The sequence below is a fragment of the Caulobacter sp. BK020 genome (assembly GCF_004342605.1).
In the GTDB taxonomy this organism is placed as follows: domain Bacteria; phylum Pseudomonadota; class Alphaproteobacteria; order Caulobacterales; family Caulobacteraceae; genus Caulobacter.
On the sequence record NZ_SLZL01000029.1, the window covers coordinates 1 to 14,881 of the forward strand.

General features: G+C 69.7%; 15 protein-coding genes and 1 tRNA gene. 9 read left to right on the forward strand and 7 right to left on the reverse strand.

The window, feature by feature from the left end:
• The 7 genes from EV278_RS24555 to EV278_RS22405 all read left to right on the forward strand — a co-directional run.
• A partial coding sequence (locus EV278_RS24555; RefSeq protein ID WP_243692299.1) for a hypothetical protein occupies nucleotides 1-105 on the forward strand: 105 nt, incomplete at its 5' end.
• Between the two features lie 65 nt (nucleotides 106-170).
• A complete protein-coding gene (locus EV278_RS22380; protein ID WP_243692298.1) occupies nucleotides 171-731 on the forward strand; it encodes an SRPBCC family protein in 561 nt (186 codons plus the stop codon).
• Nucleotides 728-1,150, forward strand: coding sequence for a thiol-disulfide oxidoreductase DCC family protein (locus tag EV278_RS22385; RefSeq protein WP_132096213.1), 423 nt, complete (start codon nucleotides 728-730; stop codon nucleotides 1,148-1,150). Before EV278_RS22380 ends, EV278_RS22385 begins: the two co-directional genes overlap by 4 nt.
• Nucleotides 1,147-2,799: a DUF4166 domain-containing protein gene (locus EV278_RS22390; RefSeq protein WP_132096215.1), complete on the forward strand. Its 1,653-nt coding sequence runs from the start codon at nucleotides 1,147-1,149 to the stop codon at nucleotides 2,797-2,799. The genes EV278_RS22385 and EV278_RS22390 overlap by 4 nt, the downstream gene beginning before the upstream one ends.
• A gap of 72 nt (nucleotides 2,800-2,871) precedes the next feature.
• The gene (locus EV278_RS22395) at nucleotides 2,872-5,730 is read left to right on the forward strand and encodes a pitrilysin family protein (protein ID WP_132096217.1); all 2,859 of its coding nucleotides are present in this window, start codon (nucleotides 2,872-2,874) and stop codon (nucleotides 5,728-5,730) included.
• 85 nt (nucleotides 5,731-5,815) lie between these two features.
• Nucleotides 5,816-6,628: a TIGR00730 family Rossman fold protein gene (locus tag EV278_RS22400; RefSeq protein WP_132096219.1), complete on the forward strand. Its 813-nt coding sequence runs from the start codon at nucleotides 5,816-5,818 to the stop codon at nucleotides 6,626-6,628.
• Entirely contained in the window at nucleotides 6,625-7,854 is a 1,230-nt protein-coding gene (locus EV278_RS22405; RefSeq protein ID WP_132096221.1) for an NAD(P)/FAD-dependent oxidoreductase, read from the forward strand. Before EV278_RS22400 ends, EV278_RS22405 begins: the two co-directional genes overlap by 4 nt.
• Here EV278_RS22405 and mscL read toward each other — a convergent pair.
• The 6 genes from mscL to aroA form a co-directional block, all read right to left on the reverse strand.
• Nucleotides 7,851-8,264, reverse strand: coding sequence for a large-conductance mechanosensitive channel protein MscL (mscL, locus tag EV278_RS22410; protein WP_132096223.1), 414 nt, complete (start codon nucleotides 8,262-8,264; stop codon nucleotides 7,851-7,853). The two genes, EV278_RS22405 and mscL, sit on opposite strands and share 4 nt — an antisense overlap.
• A gap of 83 nt (nucleotides 8,265-8,347) precedes the next feature.
• Nucleotides 8,348-8,632: an integration host factor subunit beta gene (locus EV278_RS22415; protein ID WP_007676040.1), complete on the reverse strand. Its 285-nt coding sequence runs from the start codon at nucleotides 8,630-8,632 to the stop codon at nucleotides 8,348-8,350.
• A gap of 206 nt (nucleotides 8,633-8,838) precedes the next feature.
• On the reverse strand, nucleotides 8,839-10,548 hold the full coding sequence (gene rpsA / locus EV278_RS22420) for a 30S ribosomal protein S1 (RefSeq protein ID WP_132096225.1): 1,710 nt from the start codon (nucleotides 10,546-10,548) through the stop codon (nucleotides 8,839-8,841).
• 133 nt (nucleotides 10,549-10,681) lie between these two features.
• The gene (gene cmk / locus EV278_RS22425; protein ID WP_132096227.1) at nucleotides 10,682-11,332 is read right to left on the reverse strand and encodes a (d)CMP kinase; all 651 of its coding nucleotides are present in this window, start codon (nucleotides 11,330-11,332) and stop codon (nucleotides 10,682-10,684) included.
• A gap of 5 nt (nucleotides 11,333-11,337) precedes the next feature.
• Complete coding sequence (locus EV278_RS22430; protein WP_132096229.1) at nucleotides 11,338-11,562, reverse strand: hypothetical protein; 225 nt, start codon at nucleotides 11,560-11,562, stop codon at nucleotides 11,338-11,340.
• An 8-nt stretch (nucleotides 11,563-11,570) separates the two neighbouring features.
• Nucleotides 11,571-12,905, reverse strand: a complete 1,335-nt coding sequence (aroA, locus tag EV278_RS22435) for a 3-phosphoshikimate 1-carboxyvinyltransferase (protein ID WP_132096231.1) — start codon at nucleotides 12,903-12,905, stop codon at nucleotides 11,571-11,573.
• 116 nt (nucleotides 12,906-13,021) lie between these two features.
• Between aroA and EV278_RS22440 the strand changes: the two genes are divergently transcribed.
• Together EV278_RS22440 and EV278_RS22445 are read left to right on the forward strand one after the other, a co-directional pair.
• A complete protein-coding gene (locus EV278_RS22440; protein ID WP_132096233.1) occupies nucleotides 13,022-13,489 on the forward strand; it encodes a TIGR02300 family protein in 468 nt (155 codons plus the stop codon).
• Nucleotides 13,490-13,688: 199 nt separating this feature from the next.
• Nucleotides 13,689-13,764, forward strand: a tRNA-Ala gene (locus tag EV278_RS22445).
• 61 nt (nucleotides 13,765-13,825) lie between these two features.
• On the opposite strand, the gene EV278_RS22450 is transcribed toward EV278_RS22445, so the two are convergent.
• On the reverse strand, nucleotides 13,826-14,797 hold the full coding sequence (locus EV278_RS22450) for an alpha/beta hydrolase (RefSeq protein WP_132096235.1): 972 nt from the start codon (nucleotides 14,795-14,797) through the stop codon (nucleotides 13,826-13,828).
• Nucleotides 14,798-14,881 lie beyond the last annotated feature (84 nt).

The following is a 14,881-nucleotide window of genomic DNA, read 5'->3' on the forward strand; positions in this document are numbered from 1 at the left end:
CTGCGCAAGATCGCCGAGAACGAACTCTCCAGCCTGGGCGACACCTCCACCCTGGCCGATCCCTCCGTCGTCGATGACCTGGTGAAGAATCGCACGGGGGGCTGATGCGCCGTGCACTGAAACTCGGCTAGGCTCGGCCCATGCGTGGCCGAGCCCTTGTCGTTGCGTTCATGATGCTGTCCGTCCCTGCGTTCGCCGGGGCGCCGGAGGTCAACCCCGACTGGCTGCGGCGGATTGAAAGCGGCGACGTCGCCCTGGAGGCCCATACCGACCCTGGGGGCCGCGGCGGTCAGGTGCGAGCGATGATCGACATCGCCGCGCCGCCGCAGGTGGTCTGGACCACGATCCTCGACTGCGAACGCGCCGCGCGGATGACGCCCAGCGTCAAGCGTTGCGCCGTGCTGTCGCGCGACCCTTCCGGCCGAACGGAGTTGCGCGAACACGTGGTCAAGTGGAGCTTCCTGCTGCCGGCCCTGCACTCGACCTCGCGGCTGGCCCTGGAGCCGTACCGGCGCATCGCCTTCCGCTGCGAGGCCGGCGACATCAAGGATTGCGAGGGCCAGTGGCTGCTGGAGCCGCTGGACGGCGGACGCGCCACCCGCGTCACCTACGAGAACCGCGCCGCCGCGCCCTTCGGCCTGCCCAGCGGCGTGACCACCATGGCCATGCGCCGCGACGTCCCCGCCGCCCTGCGAGCCCTGCGCCGCGAAAGCGTGGCGGCGGCGCGATGAGCGGATCACCCGACGGACTTTGGCTCTTCGACGGAGTCTGCAACCTGTGTTCGGGCTCGGTCCGGGCCGTCATGGCCCTCGATCGCCAGGGCCTGATCCGCTTCACCCCGATCCAGTCGGCCTATGGACGACAACTGGCCCAGGCCCACGGGATCGACCCGGACCGGCCGACCAGCTTCCTGTTTCTCGACAATGGCCGGGCGCTTGAGAAGAGCGCGGCGATCCTGGCCCTGCTGCGCCGGTTGGGCGCGCCGTGGTCGTGGCTGGCGGCCGTCGGCGTGCTGCCCCACGCCTGGCTGGACGGCGCCTATGACTGGCTGGCCGCCAACCGTTATCGCCTGATGGGCCGGCGCGCGACCTGCATGCTGCCCACGCCCGAGCAGCGCGCGCGCTTCGTGCTGGAGCCGCCGGTCCGATGACCGACGACCGCAAACGCATCGTCCTGGTCGGCGCCAGCGGCGTGTTCGGACGGCGACTGGCCGCGATGATCGCCCGCTGGCCCGACGTCGTCCTGGTCCTGGCGGCCCGCGACCTCGTCCGCCTGGAGGCGGTGGCGACCGATCTGGCCAAGGCCAAGCCGGCCGCGAAGATCGAGGTCGCCCGGCTCGACCGCCTGGATCCCAAAGACTTGGCGACCCTGAGCGCCTGGGCGGTGGTCGACGCGGCGGGACCGTTCCAGGGACAGGATCACGCCTTTCCCCGCGCGGTCCTGGCGGCGCGGGCCCACTATGTCGACCTGGCCGACGCCCGCGACTTCGTGGCCGGCTTCGAGGCGGCGCTCGACGGCCCGACCCGGACCGCCCGGCGCTGGGCGATCACCGGCGCCAGCTCGACCCCCGCCCTCAGCCACGGCGCCCTCGACGCCCTGACCGCCGGCTGGACGCGGATCGACCGGATCGAGGCGGCGATCTCGCCGGGCGCCCGCGCGCCTCGCGGCCTGTCGGTGATCCGCGCCATCCTGGCCTGGGCGGGCGCACCGCTGCAGGTATTTGCGGAGGGCCGGTGGACCATCCGACCCGGCTGGAGCGAGCCTCGCCGCACGCCGTTCCCGGGCCTCGACCGTCGCTGGACCAGCCTGGCCGAAACGCCGGACCTCGACCTGCTGCCCGCCCGCTTCCACCCCCGCCGCGACGCGATCTTCCGGGCCGGACTGGAGCTTCCCATCCTGCACCTGGGCCTTTGGGCGCTAAGCCTGCTTCGGAGAATCCGGCTGGTTCCGACCCTGGAGCCCCTGGCGGTGCTGCTGGGCGAGATGGCAGGCTGGGCCGCGCCGCTGGGCTCGGACCGCGGCGGCATGGTGGTGAACGTCGAGGGGCGGGACGCCGACGGCGCGCGCCGCCTGGCGCGCTGGGGCCTGTGCGCCGAGGCCGGCGCAGGCCCCCACACCCCGGCCGCCCCGGCGGCCGCCACGCTGCGCGCCCTGCTCGACGGCCGGCTGGGCGAACCCCGCGCCACGCCCTGCGTCGGCCTGGTCGACCTGGACGCGATCCTCCGCGAATTGAGCGGGCTGCCGATCCGCACTCAACTGGAGAGCCAGCGTCCAGAGACCCCGGGCCTGTTTCCCCGCCTGCTCGGTGAGGCCTGGAAAGCCCAGCCCAGCCCTGTTCGCCAAGCCCACGCCGGAGTCGCGCCCGTCACCCTGACAGGAAAGGCCCGCGCGCGCGGCGCGTCCGGCCTGCCCGCCCTGGTCCGGCGCCTGCAGGGCTTGCCGCCGACCGGCCAGCACGCGACGACAGTGACGATCACGCCGACCGCGAACGGCGAACGCTGGGTCCGCCGCTTCGGGGCCAGCACCTTCGGCTCGACGATCGCGCCGGCCCGCGACGATCCCTGGGCGTTCGAGGAGACGGCCGGCGCTCTGACCTTCCGCTTTGGCGTCGCGCCCTATCCCGGCGGCTTCTCCTGGACCTTCGAGGGATGGCGCCTCGGCCCGATCCCCCTGCCCCGCGCCTGGGCGCCGCGCATTCGCGCCAGGACCTTCGCGTGTGACGACGCCTATGGCTTCCGCGTCCTGGTCGCCCATCCGTGGCTGGGCGTGATCTTCGGCTATGCCGGGCGGCTTTCATGACAAGACGGTAATCTTGGCGCCTTGAACCCGGATGCTAGGGTCGCGCCCTCAAGCTTTCGGAGCGTCGTCCTCATGATCCGTCCCGTCGCCAAGGCCGCCCTCGTGGCGCTGGCCCTTTCGACCACCGCCCTTTCCTCGCTGACGATGGCGCCGCTCGCCCAGGCCCAGGCCAAGCCGGCCGCGGCCAGCGTGACGGTGCCGCCGATCGTCTACAAGGAGCGGACCCTGGCCAATGGCCTCAAGGTGTTTACCTCGCGCGACGCCACCACGCCCAACGTGACGGTCCAGGTCTGGTACGGCGTGGGCAGCAAGGACGATCCGGAGGGCCGTTCGGGCTTCGCGCACCTGTTCGAACATCTGATGTTCAAGTCGACGCGCAACATGCCCAACGAGTTCTTCGACCGGCTGACCGAGGATGTCGGCGGCTTCAACAACGCCTCCACCTATGACGACTTCACCAACTATTACGAGGTGGTGCCGGCTAACCACCTGCAACGGCTGCTGTGGGCCGAAAGCGAGCGCCTGGGCTCGCTGGTCATCGACGACGCGGTGTTCAAGTCCGAGCGCGACGTGGTCAAGGAAGAGCTGCGCCAGCGGGTCCTGGCTAACCCCTACGGCCGGTTCTTCGCCTTGAACATCACCAAGGCCTCGTTCGCCGACCATCCCTACAAGCGGCCGGGCATCGGCTCGATCGAGGAACTGGACGCCGCCACGGTCGACGACGTCCGCGCCTTCCACCAGGCCTATTACCGCCCCGACAACGCCGCCCTGATCGTGGTCGGCAATTTCGACGAGGCGCAGCTGAACGCCTGGGTCGACCAGTATTTCGGCCCGCTGAAGGCCCCGGCCACGCCGATCAGGCAGGTGACCACGGTCGAACCGCCCCGCACCAGCTCCAAGGTGGTCACCACCTACGGCCCCAACGTGCCGTTGCCGGCCGTGGCCATGACCTGGCTGGCACCGGCCGCCGCCGATCCCGACGTGCCGGCCCTGGCGGTTCTCGACGCCATCCTGTCGGCCGGCAAGTCGTCGCGCCTCTATGACAGCCTGGTCTATGACCAGAAGATCGCCCAGCAGATCTTCTCCTCGGCGCCCAACAACGCCCAGCCGGGCCTGTTCTACGTCGGCGCCATCATGGCCGGCGGCAAGACGGTCGAGCAGGGCGAAGCCTCGCTGAGCGCCCAGATCGCCAAGCTGCGCGCGACGCCGCCCACCGCCGCCGAGCTGGCCGAGGCCAAGGCCGGCCTGCTGGCCGACGCGGTCCGCGGCCGCGAGACCATCGACGGGCGCGCCTTCGCGATCGGCTACGCCCTGCGCACCGAGGGCGACGCCCAGCGGGCCAACACCGATCTGGCCGCCCTGCAGGCGGTGACCGCCGCCGACGTCCAGCGCGTGGCCGCCAAGTACCTGGCCGACGACCGCAAGGTGACGGTCCGCTACCTGCCCGAATCGACCAAGCCGGCCGGCGCCAAGGACCCGTTCGAGGCCGCGCCGAAGGTCGCCTCGGTCTCCTATGACGGCCCGGTCACCGCCCTGGCGCCGGAAGGCGAGCGCGTGGCGCCGCCGGCGCCGGGCGCCCCGGTGTCGCCGGTCCTGCCCTCGCCGGTGGAGAAGACCCTGGCCAACGGCCTGCGGGTCATCGTCGCCAAGAGCAGCGACCTGCCGCTGGTCACCGCCGACCTGACCGTGCGCGGCGGCTCGGGCGCCGACCCGGCCGGCCTGGCCGGAGTCTCCAGCCTGACCGCCGAACTGCTGACCGAGGGCACCAAGACCCGCACCGCCACCCAGGTGGCCGCGGCCACCGAGGCGCTCGGCGCCAATCTGGAGGCCGGGTCGGGCTGGGAGGCCACATCGCTGACCCTCAGCGTCATCGCCGACAAGGCGGCGCAGGGCCTGGCGATCATGGCCGACGTCGCCGAGAATCCGACCTTCAAGGCCGACGAGCTGGAACGCGTCAAGACCGAGACCCTGGACGGTCTGTCGGTCAGCTTCCAGCGGCCGGGCGCCGTGGCCGGCTTCGTCGTACCGACCGTGATCTACGCCGGCTCGGGCTACGGCCATGTCGCCAACGGCACGCCCGGCTCGCTGCCGAAGATCCAGCGCGACGCCCTGGTCAAGACCCACGCCGCCAACTGGCGTCCCGACAACGCCATCCTGGTGCTGACCGGCGACCTGACGCCCGAACAGGGCTTCGCCCTGGCGGAAAAGGCGTTCGGAGGCTGGGCCAGGCCGGCCGGCCCGCCCCCCGCCCTGGTCAAGGGCCCGACGGGCTATGCGGCCAGGAACGTGATCGTCGACCTGCCTGGCACGGGCCAGGCCGCGGTCGTGGTGACCAAGCCGGCGATCCTGCGCGCCGACCCGCGCTATTATGCCGGCCTGGTCACCAACGGCGTGCTGGGCGGCGGCTATTCGTCCCGCCTGAACCAGGAAATCCGCATCAAGCGCGGCCTGTCGTACGGCGCCAGCTCCAGCCTGTCGCCGCGCGCGGCGATCGGCGGCTTCTCGGCCAGCGTCCAGACCAAGAACGAGTCCGCCGCCCAGGTGGTGGGACTGATCAAGGACGAGCTGACCCGGCTGGCCGCCGAGCCGACCTCGGCCTCCGAACTGGCGGCGCGCAAGTCGGTGCTGGTCGGCGACTTCGGACGCGACCTGGGCACCTCGGGCGGCCTGGCCGACATCCTGGGCAACCTGGCGATCTACGGCGTCCCGCTGAACGAGATCCAGGCCTATACCCGCAAGGTCGAGGCGGTCAGCGCCGCCGATGTCCAGGCCTTCTCCAAGGCCGTGCTCGACCCCGCCCAGACCAGCGTCATCGTGGTTGGCGACGCCAAGGCGATGGGCGAAGGGGTCAAGACCGCCGTCCCGGCCGCCCAGCAGATCCCGATCGATCAGCTGGATCTGGACAGCCCGACGCTGACGAAGGGCAAGTAGGGCCGCGGCTGACCTAGGGACAGGCGCATGCGCCTGTCCCTATCAGTAGGCTATGGAAGCAGCGGCTCGGATTTCGGATCAAGGCATGACGGACACCCCTCCCATCGATCCCGCCGCCCAGCTCGCCTCGCCCTCCTATCGCCTGGCGGCGCTGGACCAGGACTTCCTGCTGGGCGAGTCGATGCGCGGGGTGCGCTTCCTGCTGGAGTTCGCCAAGGCCGACGAGGCCTTGCGAGCGTGGGGCGTGCGATCGACCATCGTGGTGTTCGGCAGCGCCCGCGTGCGCGAGGACGGTCCGGGGCGGCAGCCTCGCTGGTACGCAGAGGCCCGGCGCTTCGGCCGCCTCGCTTCCGAACGCGGCGGGGCGATCCACGCCACCGACGGCGTGCGCGACAACGTCATCGCCACCGGGGGCGGACCGGGGGTGATGGAGGCGGCCAACCGCGGGGCCTGGGAGGCCGGCGCGCCCTCGGTGGGCTTCAACATCACCCTGCCCCACGAGCAGCGGCCGAACCCCTATGCGACGCCCGATCTGTCGTTCCGCTTCCACTATTTCGCCATGCGCAAGATGCACCTGGCCATGCGGGCCAACGCCCTGGTGGTGTTTCCCGGCGGATTCGGCACGTTCGACGAACTGTTCGAGATCCTGACCCTGCGCCAGACCGACAAGGCCCCGCGCATCCCCATCGTGCTGTTCGACGAGGCCTATTGGCGTTCGGTGGTCCATTTCGACAATCTGATCGAGCACGGCATGATCAACGCCGCCGACCTTGAGCTCTTCCGTTTCGCCGAGACCGCCGAGACCGTGTGGTCCAGCCTGCTGGCCTGCGGCCTCAAGCCCGGCGAATCGATCGAACTGGAGCCCGAGCAGGCCCCGCCGACCGAGGCCGCCCCTTGACCGAGGTCGATGTCGCCATCATCGGCGCCGGGGCCGCCGGCCTGGCCGCGGCTTCGGCGCTGTCGGCCTCGCCGCTGAGCGCCGTGGTGCTGGAGGCCCAGGACCGGATCGGGGGCCGGGCTCACACGGTTGCGCTGGCCGGCCTTCCCCTGGATCTCGGCTGCGAATGGCTGCATTCGGCCGACCACAACCCGCTGGTCGCGGCGATCGCCGCCCGTGGCCTGACCATCGACAAGACCCCGCCGCCCTGGGCCAATCCGGAGGCCACGGCCAATTTCAGCGCCGCCGAGCGCCAAGCCTATGGCAAGGCCTTCGCGGCCTTCGACGAACGGATCGAGGCGGCGGCCGGCGATGCGACCGACCGGCCCGCCTCGGACCTGCTGGAGGCCGGCAACCGCTGGAACCCGCTGCTGAACGCCTTCAGCGCCTATTACAACGGCGCCGAGTTCGACCAGGTCTCGGTCCAGGACTACGCCGCCTATGACGACAGCGGGGTCAATTGGCGGATCGCCGAAGGCTACGGCACGGCGATCGCCGGCCTGGCGCCGTCGGGCGTCCGGATCGTCCCTGGCTGCCCGGTATCCCTGCTGCGCCATGACGGGCCGCGCCTGAGGCTCGAAACGCCTCGTGGAGTGGTCCAGGCGCGCGCGGCCGTCGTCTGCGTCTCCACGGCCGTGCTGGCCGCTGGCGGCTTGCGGATCCTGCCGGAACTGCCCGCCAAGCTGGCCGCGGCCGAGGGCCTGCCGCTGGGTTTGGCCGACAAGGTGTTCCTGCGGCTTGACGAGCCGGAAGCCTTTCCGGTCGAGGCGATGGTCTATGGCGCCAGCGATCGGACGGCGACGGGTTCCTACCACCTGCGCCCGCTGGGTCGCCCGATCATCGAAGCCTTCTTCGGCGGAACCCACGCCCGGGCGCTGGAGACGGACGGACCCGACGCGGCGGCGGCGTTCGCGATCGAGGAGCTGGTCGGCGTCTACGGTTCGGGCCTGCGCGGCCGGGTCTCGGTGCTGGCGCGGACGGCCTGGGCGAGCGATCCCTGGGCGCGGGGGTCCTATTCCCACGCCCTGCCCGGGCGGGCGGGCGAACGCGCCGTGCTGGCCGCAGCGGTCGACGGGCGACTGTTCTTCGCCGGCGAGGCCTGCTCGCCGAACGCCTTCTCGACCGCCCATGGCGCTTGGGAAACGGGTGAGCGGGCGGCGCGCGAGGTGCTGGCGGCGCTTCTCTAGGCCTTCGGCTTGGCCAGCAGGTCGCGGATCTCGGTCAGCAGTTTTTCCTCGGGCGTCGGCGCGGCCGGCGCGGGCTCCTCGGCGTCGGCGCGGCGCACCTGGTTGACCAGCTTGACCAGCAGGAACACCACCACGGCCACGATCAGGAACTGGATCACGGTGTTGATGAAGGCGCCGTATTGCACGGCCACCTTCTCGACGGCGGTCGTGGCGGGATCTTCGGGCTTGAGCACCCATTCCAGCTTGGAAAAGTCCAGCCCGCCCATCAGCAGGCCGATCGGCGGCATGATCACCTGATCGACCAGGCTCTTGACGATCGAGTTGAAGGCCGCGCCGATGATGACGCCGACCGCCAGGTCGATGACGTTGCCGCGCGCGATGAACTCGCGAAATTCCTTGACGATGCTCATGCTGGACCTCTTCCGACTGGCGCCGAAGGCTGAGCGCGTTCGCCCCTCGGGGTCAAGCGGCCCTCTTGGTCAAGCGTAGCGGCCTACTCGTCGGCGTTCAGGCGACCGCGCAGTTCCTTGCCGCTCTTGAAGAACGGCACGTGCTTGGCGCGCACGTCGACGGTTTCGCCGGTGCGAGGGTTGCGACCAGCGCGAGCCGGGCGCGAGCGCACCGACAGGGCGCCGAAGCCGCGCAGCTCCACGCGGCCGCCCTCTTCCAGCGCACCGATCATGCGCTCGAGAATGACGCCGACCACACGCTCGACATCCTTCTGGGTCAGGTGCGGATTCTCGTTCGCGAGCCTGGCGATGAGTTCGGACTTGATCATCGATATCCCCGACGCGACATGGCGGTCCAGGGGAGGCAGGACCCGACGCGCGTGCGACCTTTGCCCAAGCAAGCCTGAGTCTTCAAGGGGAAAGCTTGATGTCGGCCCAAGGTTTGTAACCTGTTCGGTTAATGGCGGACCCAAAAGAAAACGGCGGCCGGATCGCTCCGGCCGCCGCTCTTTGGTCTTCGCGGTGAGGCGAAGGCTTAGTCCTTGGTGGCCCGCTCGCGCAGGGCCGCGCCCAGGATGTCGCCCAGCGAAGCGCCGGAGTCCGACGAGCCGAACTGCTCGATGGCTTCCTTCTCTTCGGCCATTTCCAGCGACTTGATCGACATCGAGACGCGGCGAGCCGCCTTGTCGATGTTGGTGATCTGAGCGTCGACGCGGTCGCCCACGGCGAAGCGCTCGGGGCGCTGTTCCTGACGATCGCGCGACAGGTCCGACTTGCGGATGAAGGCGGTCATCAGGGCGTCTTCCTCACCGAAGCGCACTTCGATGCCGCCGGTGGTGACTTCCGTCACGGTCACGGTGACGGTCTGGCCCTTGCGGTAGGTGTCGCCCGACATCGGATCGCCGCCCAGCTGCTTGATGCCCAGCGAGATGCGTTCCTTTTCGACGTCGACGTCCAGCACCTTGGCCTTGACGATGTCGCCCTTCTTGTAGCGGGCCATGGCTTCTTCGCCCGACGCGCTCCAGTCGATGTCCGACAGGTGCACCATGCCGTCGATGTCGTTGTCGAGGCCGATGAACAGACCAAACTCGGTCGCGTTCTTGACTTCGCCTTCGACGGTCGAGCCGACCGGGTGGGTTTCGAGGAACGAATCCCACGGGTTGGCCAGGGCCTGCTTCAGGCCCAGCGACACGCGGCGCTTGGACGGATCGACGTCCAGCACGACCACGTCGACTTCCTGCGAGGTCGAGACGATCTTGCCGGGGTGGACGTTCTTCTTGGTCCACGACATTTCCGAGACGTGCACCAGGCCTTCGACGCCGGCTTCCAGCTCCACGAAGGCGCCGTAGTCGGTGATGTTGGTGATGCGGCCCGTGAACTTGGCGCCGACCGGGTACTTGGCTTCGACGCCGTCCCACGGATCGCTTTGCAGCTGCTTCATGCCGAGGCTGATGCGCTGGGTGTCCGGGTTGATCTTGACGATCTGGACCTTCACGGTGTCGCCCACGGCCAGCACCTGGCTCGGGTGGTTGACGCGCTTCCAGCTCATGTCGGTGACGTGCAGCAGGCCGTCGATGCCGCCCAGGTCGACGAACGCGCCGTAGTCGGTGATGTTCTTGACGACGCCTTCGCGGATTTCACCCTCTTGCAGCTGCGACACCAGTTCGGTGCGCTGCTCGGCGCGGGCTTCTTCCAGGATGGCGCGGCGCGAGACGACGATGTTGCCGCGCGGACGGTCCATCTTGAGGATGGCGAACGGCTGTTCCTTGCCCATCAGCGGGCCGACGTCGCGCACCGGGCGGATGTCGACCTGCGAGCCCGGCAGGAAGGCCGAGGCGCCGCCCAGGTCGACGGTGAAGCCGCCCTTGACGCGGCCGACGATGGCGCCGAGCACGGGTTCGTTCTTGGCGTAGACGCCTTCCAGACGGGTCCAGGCTTCTTCGCGCTTGGCCTTTTCGCGGCTGATGACCGCTTCGCCCAGGGCGTTTTCCAGGCGTTCCAGGAAGACTTCGACGGTGTCGCCGACCTTCACGGTGGCCTTGCCGGCTTCGTCGACGCCGAATTCCTTCAGCTGGACGCGGCCTTCGGTCTTCAGACCGACGTCGATGATCGCGAAGTCCTTCTCGATCCCAACGACCTTGCCCTTGACGACGGTGCCTTCAGCGAAGTCGCGGCCGCCCATGGAGTCGTTGAGGAGCGCTTCGAAATCGTCGCGCGTGGGGTTGAAGCTCATATCGTCAGCCATGCTGATCTTTGGTCTCTAGGTTGTGGGAAGCCCTGCGATGAGCGCCGCCATGTGACGGTTCTCGGGATTCCGGGTGATGTGGATTTCTGATGCGGACCGCCGTGTCCTGAACGGCGGCGAGACGGGCGGTGGATTAGCCCTTGGGGTTTCCCCACCGGGCGCGCGCCGTCTCGACAATGCGGCGGGCCGCATCGAAGGACTGGGATATAGTCATTTCCGACGTATCAAGCAAGACGGCGTCGGGGGCCTGGGTCAGCGGGGCCGAGGCGCGGCCGCTGTCGCGCTCGTCGCGCTTGCGAATGTCGGCCAGGATTTCCTCGAAGGTGACGCTTTCGCCCTGGCCGACCAGCTGCTTCCAGCGACGGTCGGCCCGGACCTCGGGGCTGGCGGTGACGAACAGCTTGGCCGGCGCCTCGGGGGCGATGACTGTGCCGATGTCGCGGCCGTCGATGACGCTGCCGGGCTCGCGGCGGGCGAAGTCGCGCTGCAGGTCGAACAGGGCGGCGCGGACGCCCGGATGCACGGCCACGCGGCTGGCCGCCTCGCCGGCCTGGCGGGTGCGGACTTCGGCGTTTTCCAGTTCGGCCAGCGCCAGGCCCCGCGCCGCGGCCTCGGCCGCGACCGGGTCGTCGAGATCGCCGCCGGCGTCCAGCAGCCGCACGCCCACAGCGCGGTAGAGCAGGCCGGTGTCGAGCATCGGATAGCCGTAGAGCGCGGCCAGGCGGCTGGCGACCGTGCCCTTGCCCGAGGCGGCGGGACCATCGACGGCGATGACGAAGGCCATGGCGATCAACCTTTCCTGGCGAGGAGGGTTTCTGGCCGCGCCCAGCCTTGCCCCTCCATGCATCGATCCCAGGCCGCCAACCGCTCCTCGGCCTCGACCATCACCTCGTCGGGTTGCTTGGCGGGCCGACACTTCGCCCTGGCGGTGGAAAGGGGCGCGGCGCCGGCTTCGATCCGCGTCCATTGCGGCGAAGCGCAGCCGGCCAGCGACAGGCTCGCCACGAGGAGCAAGACGGCCCTCATGCCTCGGCGATCGCTCCGCCCAGGCCGCGCATCATCTCGGCGAAGCCGGGGAAGCTGGTGGCGATCATGCCCGGCTCGTCGACCGAGACCGGCGCCTGGGCGGCCAGGCCCAGGATCAGGTGGCTCATGGCGATGCGGTGGTCGCCGTGGGTCTCGACCAGGGCCCCGCCGCGCGGCGCCTGGCCGGTCCCGCGGACGATGAAGCCCTCGGGCTCTTCCTCGACATCGACGCCGCAGGCTTCCAGGCCGGCGGCGGTCAGGGCGATGCGGTCGCTTTCCTTGACCCGCATCTCGCCGACCCCGCGCATGATCGTCTCGCCCGTGGCGAAGGCGGCGGCGATGGCCAGGATCGGATATTCGTCGATCATCGCCGGAGCGCGTTCGGGCGGCACGACGACGCCCTTCATGTCGGGAGAGTAGCGAGCGGTGATGTCGCCCACCTGCTCGCCGCTGCTCTCGCGGACGTTCGAGATCGTCAGGTCCGCGCCCATCTCCTGCAGCGTCGTGAACAGGCCGGTGCGCAGTTCGTTGAGCATCACGCCCTCGACCGTCACTTCTGAGCCCGGCACGATCAGCCCGGCCACCAGCGGGAAGGCCGCCGACGAAGGGTCGCCGGGCACGGCCACGTGGGTCCCGGTCAGCTTCTGGCCGGCCGGCAGGCGGATATGGCGCACGACATGGTCGCCGTGGGCGCGATCCTCGACGATCACCTCGGCCCCGAAGGCGCGCAGCATGCGCTCGGTGTGGTCGCGGGTGGCTTCGGGCTCGATCACCTCGACCCCGCCCTCGGCGTGCAGGCCGGCCAGCAGCACGGCCGACTTCACCTGGGCCGAGGCCATCGGCAGCTTGTAGGACAGGCCGCGCAGGTTGCCGCCCTTCAGGGTCAGCGGCAGGCGGCCCTTGTCGCGGCCCAGCCAGGTGGCGCCCATCCGGGCCAGCGGATCCAGCACCCGTCCCATCGGCCGGCCGCGCAGGGAGCTGTCGCCGGTGAAGGTGGCGCATAGCGGAAAGCCGGCCGCCGCGCCCATGATCAGCCGCACGCCGGTGCCGGCGTTGCCGCAGTCGACCACGTCCGACGGCTCGGAGAAGCCGCCATGGCCCTCGACCCGCCAGCGGCCGACGCCCTCCTGCTCGACCCGCGCCCCGAACGAACGCATGGCCTGGGCGGTCGCCAGCACGTCGGCGCCCTCCAGCAGGCCCTCGACCGTCGTGGTCCCCGAAGCCAGGGCGCCGAGGATCATCGAACGGTGGGAAATCGACTTGTCGCCGGGGGCCCGGACGGTTCCCCACAAGGCCCCGCCGGGCGTGCTCTTCAGTCCAGCCGCCGTCATGCCGAAACCGGCTCCTTGGTCATGGTGGTTTTCGCGAGGGGATTGCTTTTGACAGCGGCCCTTCGTCATGGCAAGTGACCCGCCGCTTTTCCCATCTGGATCAAAGGGTCGCCGCCTTGGCCAATCCCGAATTGGGCGCAAAACAGATTTGCCCCAACTGCCAATCGAAGTTCTACGATCTGAACCGCCGCCCGGCCGTCTGCCCCAAATGCGGTGAGACGTTCGATCCGGAAGAGGCGCTGAAGTCGCGCCGCGTGCGCGCCCGCGCCGTCACGCCGGACTACGACGCCGAGGACGAGAAGGAGTCGGTCGCGCCGAAGGAGGCCGACGGCTACGAGGACGAGGTCGACGAGACTCCGGAAATCGACGAGGCCGCCGAGGAAGTCGTCGAGACCGACGACGACGACGGCGATCCGACCACCGCCCCGGCTCCGGGCGGCGACGACCTGGGCGTGGATTTCTCGGAAGACGAGGATCTGGCCGAGGACGAAGCCGACGACGTTCCGTTCCTTGAGGACGAAGACGAGGACGACGTCCTCGACGACGAAATCGAGGGCCTGCCGGGCGCAGACGACGACGACTGAGGTCGTCGTCCGTCAGGCTTCCCTGCGAAAATTTTGCAGAACAACGGTTCGAAAAATTTTCCGAAAAAAGTTCGCCGGGAGGGTTGATCCAAAAATCCTCCCGGCATAGGTTCCGCGCCTCTTCGGGGGCCACCTAGTCGGAATCGCCGGAGAGACTGAGGAATACCAGCGCTTCCGAAGGGAAACCTGGGAAAACCTTGGGGCTATAGCTCAGCTGGTAGAGCGCTTGAATGGCATTCAAGAGGTCAGCGGTTCGACTCCGCTTAGCTCCACCAAAACGGCCGCTTCCCTAAAGGGAGCGGCCGTTTCCATGTCCGGCGCCCCGTCGCCATCGCTTCAGTCCGCCCACAACGTCCGCGCCTCCTCGGCGATGACGTCCGGATATTCTTCCGGCCAGAACAGCTTGGCCTTGGACAGGCGCCGCACGCCCCGCGAGTTCGGCAGCAGGCGATCCAGATAGTCCGGGCTTTCCTTGGCGAAGATGTCGTCGGCCATGCCCCAGACGATGCGCGTGGGAACCTTGCACCGGCCCAGGGCGGCCTCGATCCCGGCCAGGGGGTTGGGGTCCAGGCCCAGGGTGTAGGCGTTGACCAGGGCCTTGCTGGCCGGAGTGGCGACCAACGGGCCGAAATACATGGCGATCGCCGCGTCGGTCGGCTGGCTGGGATCGGAGAAGCACATGCCGCCGAAGCCCTGCGGCGAGCGGGCCAGCTTCGGGTCCTTGAACCAGGGAACCAGCCATTGGTCGGGATAGGTCCCTTCGCGGGCCAGGGCCACGACCGGCTGCAGGGCCGGCGGCGGACTGTCGGGCTCGACGTCGCAATTGGTCAGCAGCAGGGTGCGGACCCGGTGCGGAAAGCGGGTGACGAAGAGCTGGGCCACCGCCCCGCCGCTGTCGTTGGCGACCAGATCGACGCTGGCGATCCCCAGCGCGTCGAGGAACGCCGCCAGCATGTCGGCCTGGTCCGACGGCGTCACGCCCTGGCCGGCCGCCACCCGGGTGAAGCCCAGGCCCAGGGAATCCGGCGCGATGCAGCGACGCTGGCCCGACAACCGGTCGAACGCCCCGCGCCACTGGAAGCTGTTGAGCGGAAAGCCGTGCAGGAACAGGGCGACCGGGCCGGCGCCGCGCTCGACATAGGCGATGTCGCCAAACCGGGTCGGTTGATGGCGGCGGGCCGCGTTCCAGGCGCGCGCGGCCCGGGCGTCGTCCTCGGCGCGCGGCGGCGTCCCTTCGGCGCTGGCGGGACCCGCGCCCGCCAAGGTCGCTAGGCTGGCGGCGGCGGTCAGAAACTGTCGTCTTTGCATGGTCTGATCCTCTGGCGGGACGAAAGCCCCGCTGCGACGGAGGACTAGAACCGCCCGATCACCGGCTCCATGACCTGGAAGGTT